The sequence below is a fragment of the Streptomyces sp. NPDC101152 genome, from assembly GCF_044768275.1.
GTDB lineage: Bacteria > Actinomycetota > Actinomycetes > Streptomycetales > Streptomycetaceae > Streptomyces.
The window spans coordinates 138,187-160,173 of sequence record NZ_JBIWPO010000009.1 but is presented as its reverse complement, the minus strand read 5'-3'; the positions used below and the strand labels follow the sequence as shown (position 1 = coordinate 160,173).

The window sequence follows — 21,987 nt, the reverse complement described above, 5'->3', positions numbered from 1 at the left end:
CGCATCTTTCTGGAGGCACATCCCATGACCACCTTCGTGGACCGCGTCGAGCTGCACGTCGCCGCGGGTAACGGAGGCCACGGCTGTGCCTCCGTCCACCGGGAGAAGTTCAAGCCGCTCGGCGGCCCGGACGGCGGCAACGGCGGGCGCGGCGGGGACGTGATCCTCACCGTCGACCAGTCGGTCACCACGCTGCTCGAGTACCACCACTCCCCGCACCGCAAGGCCACCAACGGCAAGCCCGGCGAGGGCGGCAACCGCTCCGGCAAGGACGGCCAGGACCTGGTCCTGCCGGTCCCGGACGGCACCGTCGTCCTCGACAAGGCGGGCAACGTGCTCGCCGACCTCGTCGGCCACGGCACCTCCTATGTCGCCGCGCAGGGCGGCCGCGGCGGGCTCGGCAACGCGGCGCTGGCCTCGGCCCGGCGCAAGGCGCCCGGCTTCGCGCTGCTCGGCGAGCCCGGCGACCTGCACGACATCGTCCTGGAGCTGAAGACGGTCGCGGACGTGGCGCTGGTGGGTTACCCCAGCGCCGGCAAGTCCTCGCTGATCTCGGTGCTGAGCGCGGCCAAGCCGAAGATCGCCGACTACCCGTTCACGACACTCGTCCCCAACCTCGGTGTGGTGACGGCCGGTTCGACCGTCTACACCATCGCGGACGTGCCGGGCCTCATCCCCGGCGCAAGCCAGGGCAAGGGTCTGGGCCTGGAGTTCCTGCGGCACGTGGAGCGGTGCAGTGTGCTCGTGCACGTGCTGGACACGGCGACCCTGGAGTCCGACCGCGACCCCGTCTCCGACCTCGACGTGATCGAGGAGGAGCTGAAGCAGTACGGCGGGCTCGACCGCCGGCCGCGGATCGTCGTCCTCAACAAGACCGACGTACCGGACGGCAAGGACCTCGCGGAGATGGTGCGACCGGAACTGGAGGCCCGGGGCTACCGTGTCTTCGAGGTGTCCGCGGTCGCCCACCTCGGGCTGCGGGAGCTGTCCTTCGCGCTGGCCGACCTGGTCGCGAAGGCGCGCGCCGCGAAGCCGAAGGAGGAGGCGACGCGGATCGTCATCCGCCCCAAGGCCGTCGACGACGCGGGCTTCACCGTGACGCGCGAGGACGAGGGACTGTTCCGGGTGCGCGGCGAGAAGCCCGAACGCTGGGTGCGGCAGACCGACTTCGCCAACGACGAGGCCGTGGGATATCTCGCGGACCGGCTCAACCGCCTCGGCGTGGAAGAGGAGTTGATGAAGGCGGGGGCCCGCGCCGGGGACGGTGTGGCCATCGGCCCCGAGGACAACGCGGTCGTCTTCGACTGGGAGCCGTCGATGACGGCCGGCGCGGAGATGCTCGGCCGCCGCGGCGAGGACCACCGCTTCGAGGCCCCCCGCCCCGCGGCCCAGCGCCGCCGGGACAAGGAAGCAGAGCGCGAGTACGACGACTTCGAGCCGTTCTGAGCGGCGGGCGCTGTCGACGGCGGGTGAACGCGCGGTCCACCGCTGGGCAACCAACCGGTGAGCCGGTGAGCCGTACGGGGCGGAACGGATGGGGCTCATGCGGCTCCTGAGCTCTCAACCGCCCTACAGATTCCCGGAGTCGCACGTGCCCAAGTCCGTTGTGATGCCCAGATCCCGGCGTGCCCTGGTGGTCGCCCTCGCGCTGCTCGCCGGGACGGCCGCCGTCTCACCGGCGGCCCACGCCCGGTCGGCCCTCCCAGGACCGTACGGCAGGACTTCAACGGGGACGGGTACGAGGACCTGGCCACCGGGGCCCCCGGCGCGACCGTGGGCGGCAAGAAGGGCGCCGGTTATGTGGCCGTCGTCCACGGGTCGGCCCACGGGTTGAACCTCGCGAGCAGGAAGGTGTTCACGCAGGCCACCGCCTCAGTGCCGGGCACCCTCGCGGCGGGCCACGCCTTCGGCGCCCACCTGGCCGCCGCCGACCTGGACGGCGACGGCTACACCGACCTGGTCGTGCCCGCCGCGGGGGAGGGCAGCGTCACCGTGCTGTGGGGCGGGGCCCGGGGACTGGGCGGGGAAACCGTCCTGCCCGGCAAGGTCGCCGACTCCTTCGCCCGCGTCGCCGTCGCCGTCGGCGACTTCGACGCTGACGGACAAGCCGATCTGGCGGGTCCCTCGGCGCTTCAGTCGGGGCCGTTCACCCGGGCCGGCGTGCCCGCCCGCACCCGGGCCGTCTCCTTCACCGACGCCGACGTGCAGATCCTGGACGTGGCGAGCGGGGACGTCGACGGCGACGGCATCGACGACGTCGTGGTGCTGACCGGCCCGTCCGACTGGGACGACCCGGACGACCAGAACGTCGGCCACAGCCTCCTCTACCTGCACGGCACCCGGAACGGCCTCGCGCCCCTCACCCATCTGAAGGACGGCGAGGGCCGCGACATCGAGGGCGGCGAGAGCATCGCGCTCGGCGACGTGAACGGCGACGGGCGGGACGACATCGTCTTCGGGCGCCCCAGGGGCGCCCACAGCGGTGACGGCGCGGCCGATCCCAGCGAGTACGGCGAGCGGGTCGGAGTCGTCCTCGGCACGGCGCGGGGGCCGCGGGTCGCGGATCCGCGCACCCTCAGCCAGAACACGCCCGGGACGACCGAGACGGGCGACCTGTTCGGTGCCGATGTCGCGGTCGGCGACGTGAACGGGGACGGGTACGCCGACATCGTCGCGGGCGCTCCCGGCGAGGACTTCTCCGGCGTGCAGGACGCCGGGACGGTCACCGTCACCCCCGGCGGCGCGGCGGGACCGACCGGTGCCGGTTCCCGGGTGTTCAGCCAGAACACGCCGGGCGTCCCCGGCACCGCCGAGAAGGGCGACCGCTTCGGCTCCGGCGTCACCCTCCTCGACCTGGACCACGACCGCCGCGCCGATCTCGTCGCCGGGGCCCCGGGCGAGAACGCCAACGCCGGTTCGGTGTGGGCCTTCCGCTCCATCGCGGGTGGGCGTCACCGCCGCGGGATCCGTCTCCTTCGGTTCCCGGACGCTCGGTACGGATCCGCAGTTCGCCCGACCGGGCGTCGAGTCCACCCACTGACCCTCTCGGACCGTCTTCTCCACACGTACGCTGACGTGACATCAGGCCCGATTGCGCCATGATCATGGGTGCCCTGTTGCTCCCGTGGCGAGCACATGCCGGTGCGGGCGAGCGCCGTCCCGAACGGCCCGCACATCTGCAGTTCCGCAGCGACCAGGTCACCGGCCAGGCCGCCGCCGAGGGGGGAGAACGGCGGTCCCGGGGGCGAACTCGGCTGAGCCGGGTACCGCGGAACAATGGCAGGGAATTCCGCGGTAATGGTCTTCGGGGAGAACCGCATTTCGGGCCTCGCCGTAACGGCGCGGTGCCGCATATGAAGAATGCGTGCAGCCCGGTACCGCGAGACGTGAAGATACGCGACGCGGGCCGGATCGCCCGGATGGGCGTACGCGACCTCGGCGATCGGGGAACTCGCGGCGCCGCCGGGCGTCTGTGCCCTTACTCACAGTGCAAGGTGAATGCCAGGTGGCGCGTACATATGCGGTGAAGGACGCTCACCTTGCACAGCGGTAACCGCAAGTGGGACCATTTCACCGTCCCCTGTCGCCCCAAGGTAGGTCCTCTGTGTCCCAGCACATAGCCAAGCCCCGTACCACCGCAGTGATCCTGGCCGGTGGTACCGGCCAGCGCGTGGGTCTTTCGATCCCCAAGCAGCTGCTGAAGATCGCCGGCAAGGCAGTCATCGAGCACACCCTGACCACCTTCGAGCGGGCGGACTCGATCGACGACATCATCGTGCTGATGGCGCCGGGATACGTGCCCGACGTGGAGAAGATCGTCGCCAAGGCCGGGTTCACCAAGGTCGGGAAGATCATCGAGGGCGGCTCCACGCGGAACGAGACCACCGAGCGCGCCATCGAGGCCCTCGGCGAGGGCCTCGCGGACGGCGAGGACCTCAACGTCCTCTTCCACGACGCCGTGCGCCCCCTCCTGTCGCAGCGCGTCATCGACGACTGCGTGGCGGCACTGGGGCGTTACCAGGCCGTCGACGTGGCCATCCCGTCCGCCGACACCATCATCGTGACCCGGACCCACGGCCAGGACGGCGAGTTCATCACCGAGATCCCGGACCGCTCCCGGCTGCGCCGCGGCCAGACCCCGCAGGCCTTCAGGCTGTCCACGATCCGCCGCGCCTACGAGGTCGCCGCCGGCGACCCCAACTTCCAGGCCACGGACGACTGCACGGTCGTCCTCAAGTACCTGCCGGACGTGCCGATCCACGTCGTCGCGGGTGACGAGTACAACATGAAGGTCACCCAGCCCGTCGACGTCTTCATCGCCGACAAGCTGTTCCAGCTCGCCTCGACCGCCGCGCCCGAGCAGGTCGGCGAGGACGCCTACCGCGAGCTGCTGACCGGGAAGACGGCCGTCATCTTCGGCGGCTCGTACGGCATCGGCAAGGACATCGCCGAACTCGCCGAGTCCTACGGCGCCACGGTGTACGCGCTGGGCCGCTCCACCACCGGCACGCACGTCGAGAACCCCGAGGAGGTCGACGACGCGCTGTCCAAGGCGTACGCGGAGACCGGGCGGATCGACTACGTCGTCAACACCGCGGGCGTGCTGCGCATCGGCAAGCTCGCCGAGACCGACAACGCCACCATCGAGGAGGCGCTGAAGGTCAACTACCTGGCGCCGGTCCAGATCGCCCGTTCCGCGTACAAGTACCTCGCGGAGACCAAGGGCCAGCTGTTGCTGTACACCTCCAGCAGCTACACCCGCGGCCGCGCCGAGTACAGCCTCTACTCCTCGACCAAGGCCGCCATGGTCAACCTCACCCAGGCACTGTCCGACGAGTGGGCCGGCGACGGTGTCCGCGTCAACTGCATCAACCCTGAGCGCACCGCCACCCCGATGCGCACCAAGGCCTTCGGCCAGGAGCCCGCGGGCTCCCTGCTGTCCTCCGAGGCGGTGGCCCGTACCTCCCTCGACGTGCTGCTGTCGGAGCTAACCGGGCACGTCATCGACGTCCGCCAGCAGGACCCGACGGCGGGCGCGGCGCAGGCCACCGGGTTCGAGCAGGCACTGGCCTCGGTGCTCGACCGTCAGGACGGCGTGTAATAATCGACCACTATTAGCCTTCCGTTATTCAGGCCTCTGCTTTCCGGTGTCAATGCGCGCATTGACCGGCGTTCGCAGAGGCCTGAATCCGTAGAGAACAAAACCGGCACTTTCCCTCCCAGAGCAGGTTTTACGTGATATCCACCGCTATTCGCGTCGCCCGGGTGGGCAGCGCGGCCGAGCTGGCCGCGGCGGTCCTCATGATGCTGGGCTTCCCGGCCATCATGGTGGCCGCGTTCGTCCCGAGCGTCCCCGCCTTCGCGGCGGCGGCCGCCGTGACGTACCTGGCCGACCACTATCTGCACCGCAAGGGCAGCTACCTGGTCAACCGGCTGAGCAAGGTCAGAGCAGGCCTGTCGATCCGCTTCCTGATCCGGGAGCTGCTGCTGATCCTGCTGCTGGCCCGGCTGGACCTCGCGAACAACCTGATCTACTACGGCGCGATCGGCTGCTTCATCGCGTTCTACGGCCTCCAGGCCCCGCACGGCGCCGTCGTCACGCTGATCCGCAACCGCCGCCGGATGCCGGTCGCCACCCGCAACGTCGACCTGAAGTCGCGCATCAACATCCCGGACGCGCCGCCGTTCGGCCTGCTGGACCGCTCCGCCGAGAAGATGCTCCACCTCGACCTCGCGGCCGTCGTCGGCATCCTGATCTCGGCCGAGGCGGGCTCCTCCGTGGCCGGCTTCGTCGGCATCGGCATCACGCTGGGCCTCGGCAGCCTGTACGTCCTCGCACTCGTGCCGTACGTCCGCGGCCACAAGATGCCGCCGAACGCGGACAAGGTCCTGGCCGCCGTCGACGACTGGCTGCGCGACTACAAGCCGCAGACGCTGCTGTACTTCTCCGGCTCCAAGGACTCCACGTACCAGGTCAACATGTGGCTGGAGACGATGGAGCAGCTGGAGACCCGGCCGCTGATCCTGCTGCGCGAGCGGGTCATCCTGCAGAACCTGGCGCCCACCACGGTCCCCGTCATCTGCGTGCCCGGAGGGGTGCACCTGATGAACATGGACCTGTCCACCGTGCGCGTCGCGCTGTACGCCGCGAACGTCGGCAAGAACATCCACCTGCTGCGCGTGCCCACCATGAAGCACGTCTTCATCGGCCACGGCGACAGCGACAAGCTGGCCAGCGTCAACCCGTTCAGCAAGGGCTACGACGAGGTGTGGGTCGCCGGCCGCGCGGGCCGCGACCGCTACGCCATCGCCGACGTCGGCGTCCGCGACGAGGACATCGTGGAGGTCGGCCGCCCGCAGCTGGCGCCGATCCGGGGCTGGGAAGGTGGGCCGGAGGGCCCCCGCGGCGGAGCCGCTGATGAACGCTGTCCGACGGTGCTGTACGCGCCGACCTGGGAGGGCTGGGACGGCGACCCGGGCAACACCTCGATCATGCTGGCCGGCGAGAACATCGTGAAGACGCTGGTCAAGGCCGACCCGCCGGTACGCGTCCTGTACAAGCCGCACCCCTTCACCGGCACGGTCCTGCCCAAGGCCGCCGCCGCCCACCAGCGCATCGTCGCCCTGGTCGAGAAGGCCGCCGCCGAGCGCGCCGCCGACTCCCGCTTCACCGCCGACACGGCCGCACAGGAGAAGGCGAAGGCCGAGCTCGCCCGGATCGAGGCCCGGATCGCCGAGCTGGTGGGCCTGGGCGGCGAGAAGGCCGACGAGGCCGAGGCCACCCGTGACGGCGTGGTCGACGTCGCCCGGTACGAGGAGGTCGCGCGGCTGCGCGGGGAGTGGAACGAGGCGTACTGGCGCTCCTTCCCGACCTGGGAGCACCGCGTCGTCGAGGGCGCTGAGCCGCGCCTGTTCGACTGCTTCAACGTCTCCGACGCGATGGTCTCCGACATCTCCTCCGTGGTCTCCGACTTCCTCGCGAGCGGCAAGCCGTACGCGGTCACGGACTCCGCCGAGCTGGGCGTGGAGGAGTTCAAGCGGCAGAACACCGCCGTGCGCGCCGCGGTGATCCTCTCCAACAAGGCCTCGGAACTCGGCGAGCTGCTGGCCGCCGTGCGCGACCCGGAGGCCGACCCGCTGGCAGAGGACCGCAAGGAGCTGAAGACGTACCTGCTCGGCCCGGACGAGCCGCCCTCCATCGAGCAGTTCAACACCGCGGTGAGGGAACTGGCGCTCAAGGCCGAGACCCGCAACCTCGGCCAGGAGTCCCGCGCCGCCGCGGCCGGCACCCCCGGGGCGGACGAACTCTCGGACGCGCTCTCCGCGAAGCCGCCCACCGTGTGAAACAGGTGAGAAGGGCCCGGTTCTCGAGCAAAGATCCTCGAAAACCGGGCCCTTCTTACGTATGTCCAGGCAACCGCCCTCCGGGGGCGTCCGTCTTGCAGGTGGCCAGAAGGACGACCGGGGGGAAACTGCCTGTGACGAGGGGTGAACGTGAGCGTGGCGCAACCTGATGTGAGCGTCGTCATCGGAGCCTACGAGGCGATGCCGTACCTGGTGGAATGCCTCGCGTCCGTCGAGGCGCAGAGCCTCGCCCCCGAGCGCATCGAGGTGATCGCGGTCGACGACGGCTCGAGCGACGGCACGGGGGAGTGCCTGGAGGAGTTCGCGGCCCGGGTCGCCCTGCCGGTCACGGTGATCCGGCAGGACAACTCCGGCGGCCCCAGCGGCCCGCGCAACGTCGGCCTCGGCAAGGCCTGCGGGCGCTACGTGTTCTTCCTCGACGCCGACGACCGGCTCGGCCCCGAGGCCCTGGAGCGGATGGTCGCCATGGCCGACCGCAACGGCACGGACGTGGTGCTCGGCCGCGTCGAGGGCATCAACCGCGTCCCGCCGCGGACGATGTGGGGGCAGACGCTGGAACGTACCGACGTCTTCTCCTCCAACATCAAGTTCACGCTCAGTGCCCAGAAGCTGTTCCGCCGCGAGTTCCTGGAGCGGCACGGCATGCGCTTCGACGAGTCCCTGTGGACCGGCGAGGACGCGCTGTTCACGATGGAGGCGTACCTGCGCGCCGACGGCGTCTCCGTGCTCGCCGACTACACCTGCTACTACCTCGTGGGCCGCGAGGACGGCAAACACGTGACGAAGACCGGGAGTTACACCCTGCGCTTCGACTCCGCGCGCGCCCTGATGAACCTGATAGCCGAGCACGTCCCCGCCGGCCCGCGGCGCGACCTGCTCATGGTGCGGCCCTTCCTGGTCACGCTGCTGCCCCAGTTCGGGCCCAAGTACCTCAAGGACAGCGAGGAGGTCCGGCGGCACAAGTTCGAACTGGCCCGGCCGCTGATGGAGGAGTTCTGGACCGCGGGGGTCGGCGAACGCCTCAAGGTCGACGAGCGGCTGCGGCTGCACCTGGTGGCCGAGGAGCGCCCCGAACTCCTCGTCGGCGTCCTGGAGTTCCTCAGGTCGAAGCGGCGCCCCACGCCCGTCCTGGAACACAAGGGCCACCGCGTCTACTTCGCCTACCCCTACTTCCGGGACGCGTCGGTCGGCCTGCCCGACTCCCTCTACCTCGCCGCCCCCCGCGAGGCCCGCGGCATCCCCGGCTACCGCGAGCACACCGCCCGCACGGTCCTGCGCCGCGCGGTCCGCAAGGCCCGCCGGGTGATGAAGACCCGCACGACCGCGGCCGCCAGGCCCGGCACCCGCACCTCCGGGGAGTCGGCCGCAGCGGCCTGACCTCACCTGTCGTGTGTCCGGGGACTGGACCGGCGCGCGGTCGGGGTGCCTCGTCGCGTAGATTGCGTGGCGGGGAGACCCGAGCGCGCGAGGGGACGGACGAGCAGGTGGCAGGGGCAAGGCAGGGCGTTACCGAGGCCCGCAGGATCGTCGTCAAGGTGGGCTCCTCGTCGCTGACCACCGCCTCCGGCGGCCTGGACGCCGACCGGGTGGACGCGCTCGTCGACGTCCTCGCCAAGAGCCGCAGCGGCGGCGAGAAGGAGATCGTCCTGGTCTCCTCCGGTGCCATCGCCGCCGGCCTCGCCCCCCTGGGACTGCGCCGCCGCCCCCGCGACCTCGCCCGCCAGCAGGCCGCCGCCAGCGTCGGCCAGGGACTGCTGGTGGCCCGCTACACCGCCTCCTTCGCCCGCTACGGCGTCCGTGTCGGCCAGGTCCTGCTGACCAGCGACGACATGAGCCGTCGCGCCCACCACCGCAACGCCTCCCGCACCCTCGACAAGCTGCTCGCGATGGGCGCCTTCCCGATCGTCAACGAGAACGACACCGTCGCCACCGACGAGATCCGTTTCGGCGACAACGACCGCCTGGCCGCCCTGGTCGCCCACCTCGTCCACGCCGACCTGCTGGTCCTCCTCTCCGACGTCGACGGCGTCTACGACGGCGACCCCAGCAGGCCGGACACCTCGCGGATCGCGGAGGTACGGGGAGCGCGGGACCTCGCGCACGTGGAGATCGGCAGCGCGGGCAAGGCCGGCGTCGGCACCGGCGGCATGGTCACCAAGATCGAGGCGGCCCGGATCGCCGCCGCGGCCGGCATCCCGGTGGTCCTCACCAGCGCCGTGCACGTGGCGGAGGCCCTGGCCGGCGGCGACACCGGGACCTACTTCCACATCACCGGCAAACGGTCCGCCGATCGCCTGCTGTGGCTGCAGCACGCCTCCACCCCGCAGGGTCACCTGACCCTGGACGACGGGGCGGTACGGGCGGTCGTCGAGCGGCGCACCTCGCTGCTGCCGGCCGGGATCGCCGCCGTGGCGGGCGAGTTCGTCGCCGGGGACCCGGTCGAACTGCGGGACGCCGAGGGGCGCGCGGTGGCCCGCGGGCTCGTCAACTTCGACGCCAGGGAGATCCCCCAGCTGCTCGGCCGCTCCACCCGCGAGCTCGCCCGGGAACTGGGCCCGGCGTACGAGCGTGAGGTCGTACACAGGGACGATCTGGTGATCCTGCACCCGTAAATGGACCGAAACGTCCGCCCCCCGGCGGTGGACGTTCCGCAAAAGCGTCACGTGACGGCCCCCGGCCTGCTCAACTTTGTCCCAGGGACACATTCCGCACGAGCACCGCTCGACCCTGGCGAAGCTCGACCCTGCGAAAAGGAGGCCGTCGTGAGACGAGTGCGCCCTGGGACGGCGTCCTGCGGTGGCGCCGGCGGCGCCGGGGGCCCCTCCTCCCGCGCGGTGGGCGAGGAACGCGCCCTGACCAGCGTGGCGGCCGGCGACCGCTACGAGGAACCGGCGGACCTGCCCCGCCTGTGGCACATCACCCTCAGCGTCTCTGGCGCCGAGGCCCCGCTCGCCGAGGTGCGGCGCGGCCTCGAGCAGCTCGCCCACGACCACCCCTTCCTGCTGACCAGCAGGTACGCGGGCGACCACGCGGAGATCCGCTACTGGGAGGAGGCCCGCGACCTGCATGACGCGGCCGCCGTCGCCCTGCGCCTGTGGGGCGAGCACCGCCAGACCGCCAAACTGCCGCCGTGGGAGATCGTCGGTCTGGAGGTCATCGACCGCGAGACCTACCACCAGCGCGTCGCCGAGGGCTACGGCCCGCCGCCCGCGAGCCCGGTCGGCGTCCACCCCTTCTGAGCCCCTCTCGCCAGGTGTCTCGGGCTTTGGGATGCGCGGTGGACGCGCCCTCCCGGCGCACTACCCTTCACTCATGACCACGCTTTCGCCGTACGACTCCCTCTCCCCGGTCCAGCAGGCCGCCTACCGCGCCAAGGCCGCCGCCGCCGACCTCGCCCCGCTGCCGCGCGCGGAGAAGGACGACGCGCTGGCCGCCGTCGCGGACGCGCTGGAGGTCCGTACGAGCGAGATCGTCGAGGCCAACGCGAAGGACATCGCCAAGGCCCGCGAGGCCGGCACCAGCGAGGCCATCATCGACCGCCTCACGCTCACCCCGGAGCGGGTGCGCGCCATCGCCTCGGACGTGCGCGACGTCGTCGCCCTGCCCGACCCGGTCGGCGAGGTCGTCCGCGGCTCCACCCTCCCCAACGGCATCGACCTGCGCCAGGTCCGCGTCCCGCTTGGTGTCGTCGGCATCATCTACGAGGCCCGTCCGAACGTCACCGTGGACGCCGCCGCCCTGTGCCTGAAGTCCGGCAACGCGGTCCTGCTGCGCGGCTCGGCCTCCGCCTACGAGTCCAACACGGCGCTGGTGCGTGTGCTGCGCGACGCCGTGGGCGGGGCGGGGCTGCCCGCCGACGCCGTCCAGCTCGTGCCCGGCGAGAGCCGCGAGAGCGTCCGCGAGCTGATGCGGGCCCGGGGCCTGGTCGACGTCCTCATCCCGCGCGGCGGCGCCTCCCTCATCCAGACGGTCGTCTCCGAGTCCACCGTCCCCGTCATCGAGACCGGCACCGGCAACTGCCACGTCTACGTCGACGCCCAGGCGGACCTCGACATGGCGGTCGACATCCTGATCAACTCCAAGGCCCAGCGGCCCAGCGTGTGCAACGCCGCCGAGACCCTCCTGGTCCACCAGGACATCGCCCCCGAGTTCCTGCCCCGGGCCCTGGACGCCCTCGCGGAGGCCGGCGTGACCGTCCACGCCGACCCGCGGGTGCAGGCGTACGCGAAGGACACCAAGGCGATCGTCGTCGAGGCCACCCCGGACGACTGGGACACCGAGTACCTCTCCTACGACATCGCCGCCGCCGTCGTGGACTCGCTGGACAAGGCCGTCGAGCACATCCGGCTGTGGTCCTCCGGCCACACCGAGGCGATCGTGACGACCTCGCAGCAGGCCGCCCGCCGCTTCACCCAACTGGTCGACTCCACCACGGTCGCCGTGAACGCCTCCACCCGCTTCACCGACGGCGGCCAGTTCGGCTTCGGCGCGGAGATCGGCATCTCCACGCAGAAGCTGCACGCGCGCGGTCCGATGGGCCTGCCGGAGCTGACCAGCACCAAGTACATCGTCACCGGCGACGGCCACATCCGCCGCTGAGCCGGTCCTGCCCGGCCGGGCGCATATGCGCCCGGCATGCGCTCTCCGCACGCTCCCATGCCGCAGGGGAGCCGTCTCACCCAGCGGATGAATTTCCCTACCGTCTGCCCAAATTGACCCCCCAGGTCTACTCTGGATCCGTGCCGGAGGACGTGGGGGGCACGCCGTTCCCTGACGGCTGGGAGCCCGACGACGACCACGACCGCGGGGTGTCGGACGAAGAGTTCGCCTCCGTGGTCTTCGACGAGGCCTTCGTACGGGCGGCCGTGGTGCACGAGCCCACCGCCGTCGAACGTCTCCTGGCCGCCGCCCAGGCCAGAGCCGAGGCCTCCGAGGCGGAGGCCCGCCGGGCCCACGCCCGGGGCGAGCGCTACGAGGACGGCTACGACCCCACCGGTTTCGGCCACGATCCCGAGTTCGACGACCTGGACGACACCGACGTCCTGGAAGGCCGCTACGGCGCCCCAGGGACGTACGGCAAGAAGGTCAACTGGCACCGCCCCGTCGCCTGGATGCTCGCCCTGGTCATGGGCATCGGCATGGTCGCCCTGGCCTTCACGGCGGTCTACCGGGGCGCCTCCTCCAGCAGCCGGGACCAGGTACCGCCGCCGCCCGCCTCGACGGGCCTGGAACAGGGCAGCGCCGCGCCGCCCTCCGCCTCCGCCGAGTACTCCCACCCGGCGGTCTCGGTGATCCCGCGCAGCCCCTGAGCGGCGCCGCGAGCGGCCCCTTCCTACTCCGGCCGGGTTCTGGTGAGAACCTGTCAGAACTTGTCGTGTACCAGGGCGTTTACCGGGCCTTCCGGAGACCTACCCTGAAGGTATGGGAGGGCCTGGAGACCCACCGGAGGGGACACCCGAGGGCGCCCCCGGAGGTGGAGAGGACGAATACCGATCCGTCGTCTTCGACGAGTCGTTCGTCCGCGCTGCCCGCCTCCAGGAGTTCTCCGCCCAGGAGCGCATGGCCGACCACGCGCCCGCCGTCCGCCGCCGCCCGCCCCTTCACCGGGGCCTGTCACGGCAGGCCCTCATCCTGGTTCTCCTCATCGCCGTCGCCTTCGGGACGGCGATCTACATGGGCGTACGGCACCCCTACCAGGCGCCCGCCGCCCAGCAGCCGGTCGAGCCGCTGCGGATGACCGTCATCCCGCTGTCCCCGCTGGGCACGGTACCCGGGGCGGCCGACCCCGAGTACCTGTATGCGCACAGCCCCGCCGCACAGTTCCGCGTCGGTGCCGAGGGGATACCGCTGCCCGCCACGCGGCGCACCGCGCACTTCTCGGACAGCCAGGTGGTGGCCGCCCTGACCACCGCCAAGGACTACCTCGTCCGCTCCTCGCTCTACCCCGAGGTGATCGGCAGCCAGGACGTCCGTGCCGTGCGGGTCATGCTGGACGGCAACCAGCTCGACCAGTTCGACCAGAGCTTCGCCCGCCCGGCCGCCGACGGGCGCCACCAGCCGACCGGCTGGCTGGTCCGCTTCGACCAGACCCGGGCCGAGCTCGCCGACCCCAGGATCCGTGTCGAGGGCACGCTGCAGGCCGCCGAGACCGACTCCGCGACCCTCGAGGTCACCGCCGACCACACCTTCGTGTACGCGCTGAAGCCGACCGGGTCCGCCGCGACCGCCCAGGCCTCCCTGTTCACCGTCCGGCGCGAGCTGCACTTCCGCTTCGACCGCGACGACCTGCGCCTCCACCAGGCCCAGCTGATCGTCTCCTACGTCCAGGCCGGGCCGCTGTCCTGCGCCGAGGACTCCACGAACCACTTCCACCCCCTCCTGGCCGGCCAGACCGCGAAGGCGGGCGGTCCGGCCGGCACCGACCCGTACGCGACGGGCGGGGCCACGGCCCTGTGCGGGACGTTGGCCACGGGGGCTGAGCCGACGGTGTGAGTGGGGCGGCGTTGAAGCCGCCCGGCGATGGTCAGTGATCGTCGGTCGGTGGCTCGTCCTGACCCGGCGCCGGGCTGGTGAAGCCGTCGAAGCCTCGGCGTACTCGGCCGCCCAGGCTTCCCGCTCCGCCGGTGATGTCGCTGACCAGCTTCATCAGCGGGTCCTTGGAGGTCTTCACGTTGTCGGCGTAGCTCGCCGCCGACTCGCGGAAGGAGCCGGAGACCGAGGCGTCCTTGTCCTCGTCGCGCCGCGGGTAGTGGCCGTCCATGATCCGCTGGTAGTCCCGGGTCTCGGACCACTTCTTCAGCTCGGCCGCGCGGATGGTGGTGAACGGGTGCGAGCGGGGCAGCAGGTTCAGGATCTTCAGCACCGAGTCACGCAGATCACCGCCCGCCTCGTACTCCTCGGCCTGCTTGAGGAACGCGTCCACGTTCATCTCGTGCAGGTGGTTGCCACCCGCGATCTTCATCAGGCCGCGCATCGAGGCCGTCAGGTCCTGCCCGACCAGCAGCCCCGCCCGGTCCGCGGACAGCTCCGACTTGCGGAACCACTCGCGCAGCGCCGTCACGATCGCCATGATCGCGAGGTTGCCCAGCGGGATCCAGGCGACCCGGACCGCCAGGGTGGTCAGGAACAGCAGGATCGTGCGGTACACCGCGTGCCCGGACAGGGCGTGCCCCACCTCGTGGCCGACGACCGCCCGCATCTCCTCCTCGTCGAGCAGTTCGACGAGCCCGGTGGTGACGACGATGATCGGCTCGTCCAGGCCGATGCACATCGCGTTGGGCTGCGGGTCCTGGTGGACGTACATCGGCGGGACCTTCTCCAGGTCCAGGATGTAGCAGGCGTCCCTCAGCATGTCGTTGAGGTGCGCGAACTGCTGGTCGGAGACCCGAACCGAGTCGGACAGGAACAGCAGCCGCAGACTGCGCTCCGGCAGCAGACCGCTCAGCGCCTTGAAGACCGTGTCGAAGCCGCTGAGCTTGCGCAGCGCCACCAGCGCGCTGCGGTCCGCCGGGTGCTCGTACGCACGCGAGGAGATCCCCGGGAAGCGTCGGCGCTGCCTGCTCGGTACGTGCTCGTGTCCGTTGTGCTCGTGGCCGTCGTCGGACATGTCTTCCCCCATGTGCGTGTAGTGGCCCTTTGCGGACCCTTGTGCGGCCCTTTGCGCCCCCGAAGCAAGGCCCAGCGTAGGCGGAGTTACGGTGGACGGGCACTACACCGAAGGAGTCCCGCACCATGGATCACACCCCCGCAGCCGCCTGGCTCGCCGCAGCCACGAGCGCCGCCCAGCACCAGGGGTCGGGATATCTGCTCCGGGTCGTGCTGGTGGTGATGATCCTGGGGTGCGCGTTCACCGGGTGGTTCCTGCTGCGGGGCTACAAGCGGAAGGACGACTGAGGGCCGCGCGGGGTTCCCCGACGGTGGAGTCGGCGTGATCGCCGCCACGGCTCCCGCATACGATGGGCCGACGCCCTTGCCCGCCCTCACCGGATTGGTCTGCCGAAGATGTTCCTGCACAGCACCGCTGCCCAGTTGGCCACCCTCGCCGCCGAGAGCGAGCACGGCGGAAACCACGAAAGCCTGCAGCCCGCCGTCACCGGCGGCGGCGCGCTCGTCGTCCTGCTGCTCCTGCTGTGGATCACCACCCGCTTCAACCGCGACCGCTGAACCCGAAGGCGCCCGGTACCGGGACAACCCGGGCATCCGTCGAACGGAGCGCCCAGGCCGGGCCGGTAGGGTCTGCACGCATGGGAGAGCAGGACATGCCTACCGGTCCGGCGAAAGACACGGCGAGCGACACCGGGACCCGTCGGGTCAGCGGACCGGGCAACGGCCCGTCGAACCCCGGCAAACGCCGTCTCGGCGTCATGGGCGGAACGTTTGACCCGATCCACCACGGGCACCTCGTGGCGGCCAGCGAGGTCGCGGCGCAGTTCCACCTGGACGAGGTGGTGTTCGTCCCGACCGGCCAGCCGTGGCAGAAGACCCACCGCCAGGTCTCCCCGGCCGAGGACCGCTACCTGATGACGGTCATCGCCACCGCCGAGAACCCGCAGTTCTCGGTGAGCCGCATCGACATCGACCGCGGCGGCCCCACCTACACCGTGGACACCCTGCGCGACCTGCGCGCGCTCAACCCGGACACGGACCTCTTCTTCATCACCGGCGCCGACGCCCTCGGCCAGATCCTCACCTGGCGCGACTCGGAGGAACTGTTCTCCCTCGCGCACTTCATCGGCTGCACCCGCCCCGGGCACCCGCTGACCGACCACGGCCTCCCGGAGGGCGGCGTCTCGCTGGTGGAGGTTCCCGCGCTCGCCATCTCCTCCACAGACTGCCGTGCGAGAGTCGCCAAGGGGGACCCCATCTGGTACATGGTGCCGGACGGAGTCGTGCGCTACATCGACAAGCGCGAGCTGTACCGCGGCGAGTGAACCGAGAGGGGCACCGGTGAACGACCGATACGACGCGGGCTACGGCGGCGAGAACGAAAACCAGTACGAGCTGGTCGGCTACGACGAGTACGGCCGCCCCGTGTACCGGCAGGCCGCCCCCCAGCAGGCGCCCCGGCAGCCGTACGACCCGTACGCCCAGCAGCCGGGCTACGGCTACGACCCCTACGCGACCGGCGGGCAGCAGCCCGCCCCGCCCTACGCCCCGTACGGCACCGGCCCGCAGCAGTCAGCGCCCTCCTACGACCCGTACGGCACCGGCACCCACCAGACGGGAGCGCCCGCCGGCCCGTACGACGCCTACGGGCAGGCCGCTCCCGGCGGGCAGCAGCCCCGCGTCGCCGAGCAGACCGCCCACATCCCGCAGCAGGCCGGCCCGGCGGAGCCCGAGCGGAGCGACCCCGAGGCGCCCGCCCGGCCCGAACGCGACTACCGCACCGAGCAGTTCGCCTTCGTGGAGGAGCCCGACGGCGACTCCGAGGACGTCATCGACTGGCTGAACTTCACCGAGAACCGCACCGAGCGCCGTGAGGAGGCCAAGCGCCGCGCCCGCAGCCGGCTCGTCGCCCTCGTCGTGGTCCTGGCCCTGCTCGCGGTCGGTGGCGTCGGCTACCTCTGGTACGCCGGGAAGCTGCCCGGCCTGTCGAAGCCGGGCGGCAAGTCCGGTACGGCGACCACCGCTGCCGCCCAGAACCGCGACGTGATCGTCGTCCACCTGCACAACACCGGCAAGGGCGGTACCTCCACGGTGCTGCTCGTCGACAACACCACCACCAAGCAGGGCACCACCGTGCTGCTGCCCAACTCCCTCTCCCTGACGGACGACAACGGCAACGCGGTCACCCTCGCCAAGTCCGTCGAGGACGACGGCTCCGCCGGCACCCGCGACGCCCTCGGCACGGTCCTCGGCACCAGCATCGAGGGCACCTGGCGGCTGGACACGCCCTACCTGCAGAACCTCGTCGACCTCGTCGGCAACATCGACATCGACACCAACGCGGACGTGCCCGACCCGACTGCGAAGAAGAAGGGCACCGCACCCCTCGTCCACCAGGGCAAGGACCAGACCCTCAGCGGCAAGATGGCCGTCGCCTACGCCACCTACCGGGCCTCCGGAGAGGGCCAGAACGCCCAGCTGGAGCGGTTCGGCCAGGTCATGCAGGGCGTGCTGCGCAAGATGTCCTCCGACCCGGCGGGCGCCACGACGACCGTGCAGACACTCGCGCAGATCCTCGACCCGTCGCTGACCGACAAGGATCTCGGCACCTTCCTCGCCAAGCTCGCCGACCTCGCCAAGTCGGGCGCCTACAAAACCGCGCTGCTGCCCGTCCAGAACGACGGCACCATCAGCGCCCAGGCCGGCGCGAGTGTCGTCAAGGAGGTGCTGGGCGGTACCGCCAAGAGCCCCGACCAGGGCTCCGCGGTCCGGGTCTCCGTGCAGAACGCCAGCGGGGTCAAGGACAACACCGAGAAGACCCGCGTGGCGCTCCTCAACGGCGGCTTCACCTTCCTCGACGGCGGCACCGCCACCGGCACCTCGGCCACCTCCAAGGTCGTCTACGCCGACGCCGCCGACAAGGACAACGCCACCGAGGTCGCCAAGACCCTGGGCCTGCCCACCAGCGCCGTCACCAAGGGCACCACCACCGCCAACGCGAACGTCTCGGTGGTCCTCGGCAAGGACTACAAGCCCTCGTCCGTCTAGCCGGCGCTCACGGTCAGGGCCGGGGGCGCCCCAGGTGATCCCTTAATCACGTGGGGTGCCCCCGGCTGTCCGTGAGACCCTTGGTGTCAAGTGACCGCCGACCGAAAGCCACGTAGTGACCGCCACCGACCGTTCCATCGAGCTCGTCACCACCGCCGCCCAGGCGGCCGCCGACAAGCTCGCGCACGACATCATCGCCTACGACGTCAGTGACGTGCTCTCGATCACGGACGCCTTCCTGCTGGCCTCCGCGCCCAACGACCGCCAGGTCAAGTCGATCGTCGACGAGATCGAGGAGCGGCTGCAGAAGGAGCTCGGCGCCAAGCCGGTGCGCCGCGAGGGCGACCGCGAGGCCCGCTGGGTGCTGCTCGACTACGTCGACATCGTCGTCCACGTCCAGCACAGCGAGGAGCGCGTCTTCTACGCGCTGGAGCGGCTGTGGAAGGACTGCCCCGAGCTGGAGCTGCCCGCCGACGCCAAGGCCACCCGCGGCAAGGCCGAGGAGCACGCCAAGCTCCAGGCCGCCGAGGAGGCGGCCGACCTCGGCGGTGAGTGGTGACGAACGCCACAGGTGAGGTCTCCGCGGGCCGCTCCGGCCGCGGCCGCCGCGTCATCCTGTGGCGGCACGGCCAGACCCCCTGGAACGTGGAGCGCCGCTTCCAGGGCAGCACGGACGTCCCCCTGACGGAGACCGGCGTCGCCCAGGCCCGCCGCGCCGCCCGCCTGCTCGTCTCCCTCAAGCCCGACGCGATCGTCGCCTCGGACCTCCAGCGCGCCGCGAACACGGCGGCAGAGCTCGCCGCGCTCACCGGTCTTGAGGTCACCCACGACGAGGGCCTGCGCGAGACCTACGCGGGCGCCTGGCAGGGGCTGACGCACGAGGAGATCATCGAGCGGTACGGCGAGCAGTACGCGGCGTGGAAGCGCGGGGAAGCCGTCCGCCGTGGCGGCGGCGAACTGGAGACCGAGGTGGCCGAGCGCGCCGCCCCCGTGGTGCTGCGGCACGCCGAGAAGCTCCCCGACGACGGCACGCTCGTCGTCGTCAGCCACGGCGGGACGATCCGCACCACCATCGGGCGCCTCCTGGGGCTGGAGGCCCGCCACTGGGAGAGTCTCGGCGGTCTCTCCAACTGCTGCTGGTCCGTCCTCGGCGAGGGGGCCCGCGGCTGGCGCCTGCTCGAGCACAACGCCGGCACGCTGCCGGAGCCGGTGCTCGGCGACGACGACTGAGCGGATTTCACTTTCCGGCAGGTCGCAGGCTAGAGTTCTTCTTGTTCGCCCCGCCGAGCGGGGAGAACAGAGGAACACGGGGCTATAGCTCAGTTGGTAGAGCGCCTGCATGGCATGCAGGAGGTCAGGAGTTCAATTCTCCTTAGCTCCACAGATCGACACTCTGTTGAGTTGTCAAAGATCGATTGACGAAGATCGATGGATGAGGATCCCGTCTCCTTCAGGAGGCGGGATTTTCTGTCGGCCAGATGTGCTCCCTTCTCTCCCTGAGCAGTGCGAGCTTCGCGCCCACCGTCTCGTCCTCCGGCGTGTAGACCACGATGCGGCACTCCGGCATCCCGTCGATCTGGAGCGACTGCGAGGTCATCCGCAGCTCGCCCACCGCCTCATGACGGAACGTCTTCACCCGCGGCCCCGGCGGTATCACCTCCCCGCTCGCCCACAGCCGGGCGAAGTAGGGGCTGGCCGCGGACAGGTCGCGGATGAACCCCTCCCAGGCCGGCTCGCCCACATGCCTCCCGTACCACGACCGCAGCGTCGCCACCATCAACGGCAACTCGCACTCGCGGTGCACCACCGGGCAGGCCTCGTCGGGGAGCGTGAACAACGTCCACAGCACGTTCGGCACGCCGACCGCGAGGGTCTGCGGCACCAGGAACAGGTCCCGGTAGGCGGCGTTGGTCGCCAGGATGTCGTAGCGCGAGTTGTAGACCACCGCCATGATCGGGTCGAGGGCGTCGATGACGCTCTGCACCTCCGGTCCCACGGACTGCCCGAGCCGCTCCGGGGCCGGCTCGAAGGGCACCTCCGCGAGCCGGTACAGATGCTCCCGCTCCGGTGGATCCAGCCGCAGGGTGCGCGCCACGGCGTCCAGGACCTGCGCGGAGGCGTTGATCGGGCGTCCCTGCTCCAGCCAGGTGTACCAGGTCACCCCCACGCCCGAGAGTTGGGCGACCTCCTCGCGGCGCAGGCCCGGTGTGCGGCGCCGAAAACCCGGCGGCATGCCCACGTCCGCCGGTGTCACCCGGGCCCGCCTGGTGCGCAGGAAAGCGGCCAGCTCGAGCCGCCTGCGGTGTGTCGTCGTCATCGTTGTGTCCCCCCGTCGGTCCCCGTCGTACGACCATGCTCAATGCCCGACTTGTCCTCTGCCAGGTGCTGTCAGTACCAGCATCGGCGGGCTCTCGGCACCCGTATGGAGGCTTCGTCAGGCTCGACGGCATGACGACCACACCCAAGACGGGGCCGGATTCCGCACCGGCCGCAAGTCCTGAGACCAGTAAAGCCCCCACCACTGACAATCGGTCCCGGCCGCTGCTCGCGCTGGTCCTCGCCGCCCAGTTCATGGCACTGCTCGACGTGTTCATCGTGAACGTCGCCGCCCCCACCATCGGCTCCGAACTCCACGCCTCCGACGGGGACTTGCAGCTGGTGGTCGCCGGCTACGCCATCACGTACTCGGTGTTGCTGATCACCGGTGCCCGGCTCGGCGACCGGCTCGGCCACGGCCGGGTCCACCTCGCCGGGCTCGCCCTGTTCACCGTGGCCTCGCTCGCCTGCGGACTGGCCGGCGGCGCCACCGAACTCATCGTGTTCCGGCTGGTGCAGGGCGCCGGCTCGGCCGTGATGATCCCGCAGGTGCTCAGCCTGATCCAGCGCACCTTCACCGGCGAGGCCCGGGCGCGGGCGCTCGGCGCGTACTCGGCGGTCATCGCGGTCGGCGCCGCGGCCGGTCAGGTCGTCGGCGGAGTCCTGGTCAGCGCCGACCTGTTCGGCACCAGCTGGCGGCCGGTGTTCCTCGTGAACGTGCCGGTCGGCCTCGTACTGCTGGCCGTGGGCGCCCGGGTGCTGCCGGCCCGGGACCCGGGGGCGCCGGAGCGGACGCGCGGCCTCGACCTGCCCGGCCTGGTGCTGCTCGGCGCCGCCGTGTCGCTGTTCACGGTGCCGCTCGTGCTCGGGCAGCAGGAGGGCTGGCCGCTGTGGTCCTGGCTCTCGCTGGCCTGCGCCGCGGTCGTGTTCACGCTGTTCTGCCGGTACGAGGCCCGGCTGGCCCGGCGGGGCGGCGCCCCGCTCGTGGCGCCGCGGGTGCTGCGCCACCCGGGCATGGGTCTGGCCGTGTTCCGCATCCTCGCCGTGATGGCCGTCAACGGCGGCTTCCTGTTCGCGCTGACCCTGCACGTGCAGGGCGGTCTCGGCTACAGCGCCCTGCGGGCGGGCCTCAGCTTCGCGCCGACCGCGGTGGTCTTCGGCGCCGTCGGGCTGACCTGGCGACACTGGCCCGCCTCCTGGCAGCGGCTGCTGACCCCCGTCGGCTTCGTGCTGACCGCGCTCTCCATGATCGGCGTGGGCCTGGCGCTGAAGGGCGGCGGCGACGGCGGGGTGCCTCTGTACGTCGCGTACGCCGGCGTCGGCGTGGGCATCGCCCTGGGTTTCAGCCCCACCCTGACCCGGGCACTGGCCACCGTCCGACCCGAGGACGCGGCGGACGCCAGCGGGCTGCTCGCGACCGTCGCGCAGCTCGGGCAGCTTACCGGGGTCGCCGCGTTCGGCACACTGTTCCTGAACCGGCTTGAGTCACTTGGGGCCCCGGAGGCGTATACCTCTGCGGAGGCGCTTTGGGCCTGCGTGTTCGCGCTGGCAGGGACGGCCGCGGTGGGTGCCGTGTCCGGACTGGTACTGAGGCGTCGCTGACCGTATTGGTCCGGCCGTGGCAGAATCAAACGGCCGGAAGGGGGCGCGGCC

19 protein-coding genes, 1 tRNA gene and 1 pseudogene are annotated in these 21,987 nt (G+C 71.2%); 19 read left to right on the top strand and 2 right to left on the bottom strand.

Translation table 11 applies throughout. The annotated features are described in order from the left end of the window. The first annotated feature begins 24 nt into the window (after positions 1–24). The 11 genes and pseudogenes from obgE to ACIRVK_RS14945 all read left to right on the top strand — a co-directional run bounded on the left by obgE (position 25) and on the right by ACIRVK_RS14945 (position 13,857). A complete protein-coding gene (gene obgE / locus ACIRVK_RS14995; protein WP_404246909.1) occupies positions 25–1,446 on the top strand; it encodes a GTPase ObgE in 1,422 nt (473 codons plus the stop codon). Positions 1,447–1,575: 129 nt separating this feature from the next. Further along, positions 1,576–1,773, top strand: a pseudogene (locus ACIRVK_RS14990) (FG-GAP repeat protein); the annotation flags it as partial. Then, complete coding sequence (locus ACIRVK_RS14985) at positions 1,774–3,102, top strand: FG-GAP and VCBS repeat-containing protein (protein ID WP_404246907.1); 1,329 nt, start codon at positions 1,774–1,776, stop codon at positions 3,100–3,102. It abuts the pseudogene before it with no gap. A gap of 502 nt (positions 3,103–3,604) precedes the next feature. Continuing rightward, positions 3,605–5,101: an SDR family NAD(P)-dependent oxidoreductase gene (locus tag ACIRVK_RS14980; protein WP_404246905.1), complete on the top strand. Its 1,497-nt coding sequence runs from the start codon at positions 3,605–3,607 to the stop codon at positions 5,099–5,101. Positions 5,102–5,235: 134 nt separating this feature from the next. Then, on the top strand, positions 5,236–7,344 hold the full coding sequence (locus ACIRVK_RS14975) for a hypothetical protein (RefSeq protein ID WP_404246903.1): 2,109 nt from the start codon (positions 5,236–5,238) through the stop codon (positions 7,342–7,344). A 150-nt stretch (positions 7,345–7,494) separates the two neighbouring features. Continuing rightward, positions 7,495–8,742, top strand: a complete 1,248-nt coding sequence (locus tag ACIRVK_RS14970; protein ID WP_404246901.1) for a glycosyltransferase family 2 protein — start codon at positions 7,495–7,497, stop codon at positions 8,740–8,742. Between the two features lie 107 nt (positions 8,743–8,849). Beyond that, on the top strand, positions 8,850–9,977 hold the full coding sequence (gene proB / locus ACIRVK_RS14965; protein ID WP_404246899.1) for a glutamate 5-kinase: 1,128 nt from the start codon (positions 8,850–8,852) through the stop codon (positions 9,975–9,977). Positions 9,978–10,127: 150 nt separating this feature from the next. Continuing rightward, positions 10,128–10,604, top strand: coding sequence for a hypothetical protein (locus ACIRVK_RS14960; RefSeq protein WP_404246897.1), 477 nt, complete (start codon positions 10,128–10,130; stop codon positions 10,602–10,604). 73 nt (positions 10,605–10,677) lie between these two features. Further along, entirely contained in the window at positions 10,678–11,964 is a 1,287-nt protein-coding gene (locus ACIRVK_RS14955) for a glutamate-5-semialdehyde dehydrogenase (RefSeq protein WP_404246895.1), read from the top strand. A gap of 113 nt (positions 11,965–12,077) precedes the next feature. Further along, positions 12,078–12,674, top strand: coding sequence for a hypothetical protein (locus ACIRVK_RS14950; RefSeq protein ID WP_404246893.1), 597 nt, complete (start codon positions 12,078–12,080; stop codon positions 12,672–12,674). A 112-nt stretch (positions 12,675–12,786) separates the two neighbouring features. Beyond that, positions 12,787–13,857 carry a hypothetical protein gene (locus tag ACIRVK_RS14945; RefSeq protein WP_404246891.1) on the top strand — a complete coding sequence of 357 codons (1,071 nt, stop codon included), beginning with the start codon at positions 12,787–12,789 and terminating at the stop codon, positions 13,855–13,857. 31 nt (positions 13,858–13,888) lie between these two features. Here ACIRVK_RS14945 and ACIRVK_RS14940 read toward each other — a convergent pair whose 3' ends face one another. Then, positions 13,889–14,971, bottom strand: coding sequence for a M48 family metallopeptidase (locus ACIRVK_RS14940; protein WP_404246889.1), 1,083 nt, complete (start codon positions 14,969–14,971; stop codon positions 13,889–13,891). Between the two features lie 125 nt (positions 14,972–15,096). On the opposite strand from ACIRVK_RS14940, the gene ACIRVK_RS14935 reads away from it, so the two are divergent. From ACIRVK_RS14935 to ACIRVK_RS14905, 7 genes are all read left to right on the top strand, one after another. Further along, positions 15,097–15,258: a hypothetical protein gene (locus ACIRVK_RS14935; RefSeq protein WP_404246888.1), complete on the top strand. Its 162-nt coding sequence runs from the start codon at positions 15,097–15,099 to the stop codon at positions 15,256–15,258. Positions 15,259–15,366: 108 nt separating this feature from the next. After that, positions 15,367–15,528 (top strand): hypothetical protein, encoded by a 162-nt coding sequence (locus ACIRVK_RS14930; RefSeq protein ID WP_404246886.1) that lies wholly within the window; start codon positions 15,367–15,369, stop codon positions 15,526–15,528. An 80-nt stretch (positions 15,529–15,608) separates the two neighbouring features. Further along, entirely contained in the window at positions 15,609–16,295 is a 687-nt protein-coding gene (gene nadD, locus ACIRVK_RS14925; protein WP_404246884.1) for a nicotinate-nucleotide adenylyltransferase, read from the top strand. Between the two features lie 16 nt (positions 16,296–16,311). Beyond that, positions 16,312–18,018, top strand: a complete 1,707-nt coding sequence (locus ACIRVK_RS14920; RefSeq protein ID WP_404246882.1) for a LytR C-terminal domain-containing protein — start codon at positions 16,312–16,314, stop codon at positions 18,016–18,018. Between the two features lie 115 nt (positions 18,019–18,133). After that, the gene (gene rsfS / locus ACIRVK_RS14915) at positions 18,134–18,577 is read left to right on the top strand and encodes a ribosome silencing factor (RefSeq protein WP_404246881.1); all 444 of its coding nucleotides are present in this window, start codon (positions 18,134–18,136) and stop codon (positions 18,575–18,577) included. Continuing rightward, positions 18,571–19,248, top strand: coding sequence for a histidine phosphatase family protein (locus tag ACIRVK_RS14910; protein ID WP_404246880.1), 678 nt, complete (start codon positions 18,571–18,573; stop codon positions 19,246–19,248). The genes rsfS and ACIRVK_RS14910 overlap by 7 nt, the downstream gene beginning before the upstream one ends. A gap of 78 nt (positions 19,249–19,326) precedes the next feature. Beyond that, positions 19,327–19,399, top strand: a tRNA-Ala gene (locus ACIRVK_RS14905). 69 nt (positions 19,400–19,468) lie between these two features. Here ACIRVK_RS14905 and ACIRVK_RS14900 read toward each other — a convergent pair. After that, complete coding sequence (locus ACIRVK_RS14900; RefSeq protein WP_404246878.1) at positions 19,469–20,335, bottom strand: helix-turn-helix transcriptional regulator; 867 nt, start codon at positions 20,333–20,335, stop codon at positions 19,469–19,471. A gap of 131 nt (positions 20,336–20,466) precedes the next feature. Here ACIRVK_RS14900 and ACIRVK_RS14895 point away from each other — a divergent pair, with 131 nt between their 5' ends. Continuing rightward, the gene (locus ACIRVK_RS14895; protein WP_404246876.1) at positions 20,467–21,936 is read left to right on the top strand and encodes an MFS transporter; all 1,470 of its coding nucleotides are present in this window, start codon (positions 20,467–20,469) and stop codon (positions 21,934–21,936) included. The last annotated feature ends 51 nt before the right edge of the window (positions 21,937–21,987 follow it).

Coding starts and splice junctions, on each gene's coding strand:
- ACIRVK_RS14945 (WP_404246891.1), top strand. CDS start 12,787: ATGGGAGGGCCTGGAGACCCACCGGAGGGGACACCCGAGGGCGCCCCC.
- ACIRVK_RS14900 (WP_404246878.1), bottom strand. CDS start 20,335: ATGACGACGACACACCGCAGGCGGCTCGAGCTGGCCGCTTTCCTGCGC.
- ACIRVK_RS14955 (WP_404246895.1), top strand. CDS start 10,678: ATGACCACGCTTTCGCCGTACGACTCCCTCTCCCCGGTCCAGCAGGCC.
- ACIRVK_RS14895 (WP_404246876.1), top strand. CDS start 20,467: ATGACGACCACACCCAAGACGGGGCCGGATTCCGCACCGGCCGCAAGT.
- ACIRVK_RS14935 (WP_404246888.1), top strand. CDS start 15,097: ATGGATCACACCCCCGCAGCCGCCTGGCTCGCCGCAGCCACGAGCGCC.
- nadD (WP_404246884.1), top strand. CDS start 15,609: ATGGGAGAGCAGGACATGCCTACCGGTCCGGCGAAAGACACGGCGAGC.
- ACIRVK_RS14930 (WP_404246886.1), top strand. CDS start 15,367: ATGTTCCTGCACAGCACCGCTGCCCAGTTGGCCACCCTCGCCGCCGAG.
- obgE (WP_404246909.1), top strand. CDS start 25: ATGACCACCTTCGTGGACCGCGTCGAGCTGCACGTCGCCGCGGGTAAC.
- ACIRVK_RS14940 (WP_404246889.1), bottom strand. CDS start 14,971: ATGTCCGACGACGGCCACGAGCACAACGGACACGAGCACGTACCGAGC.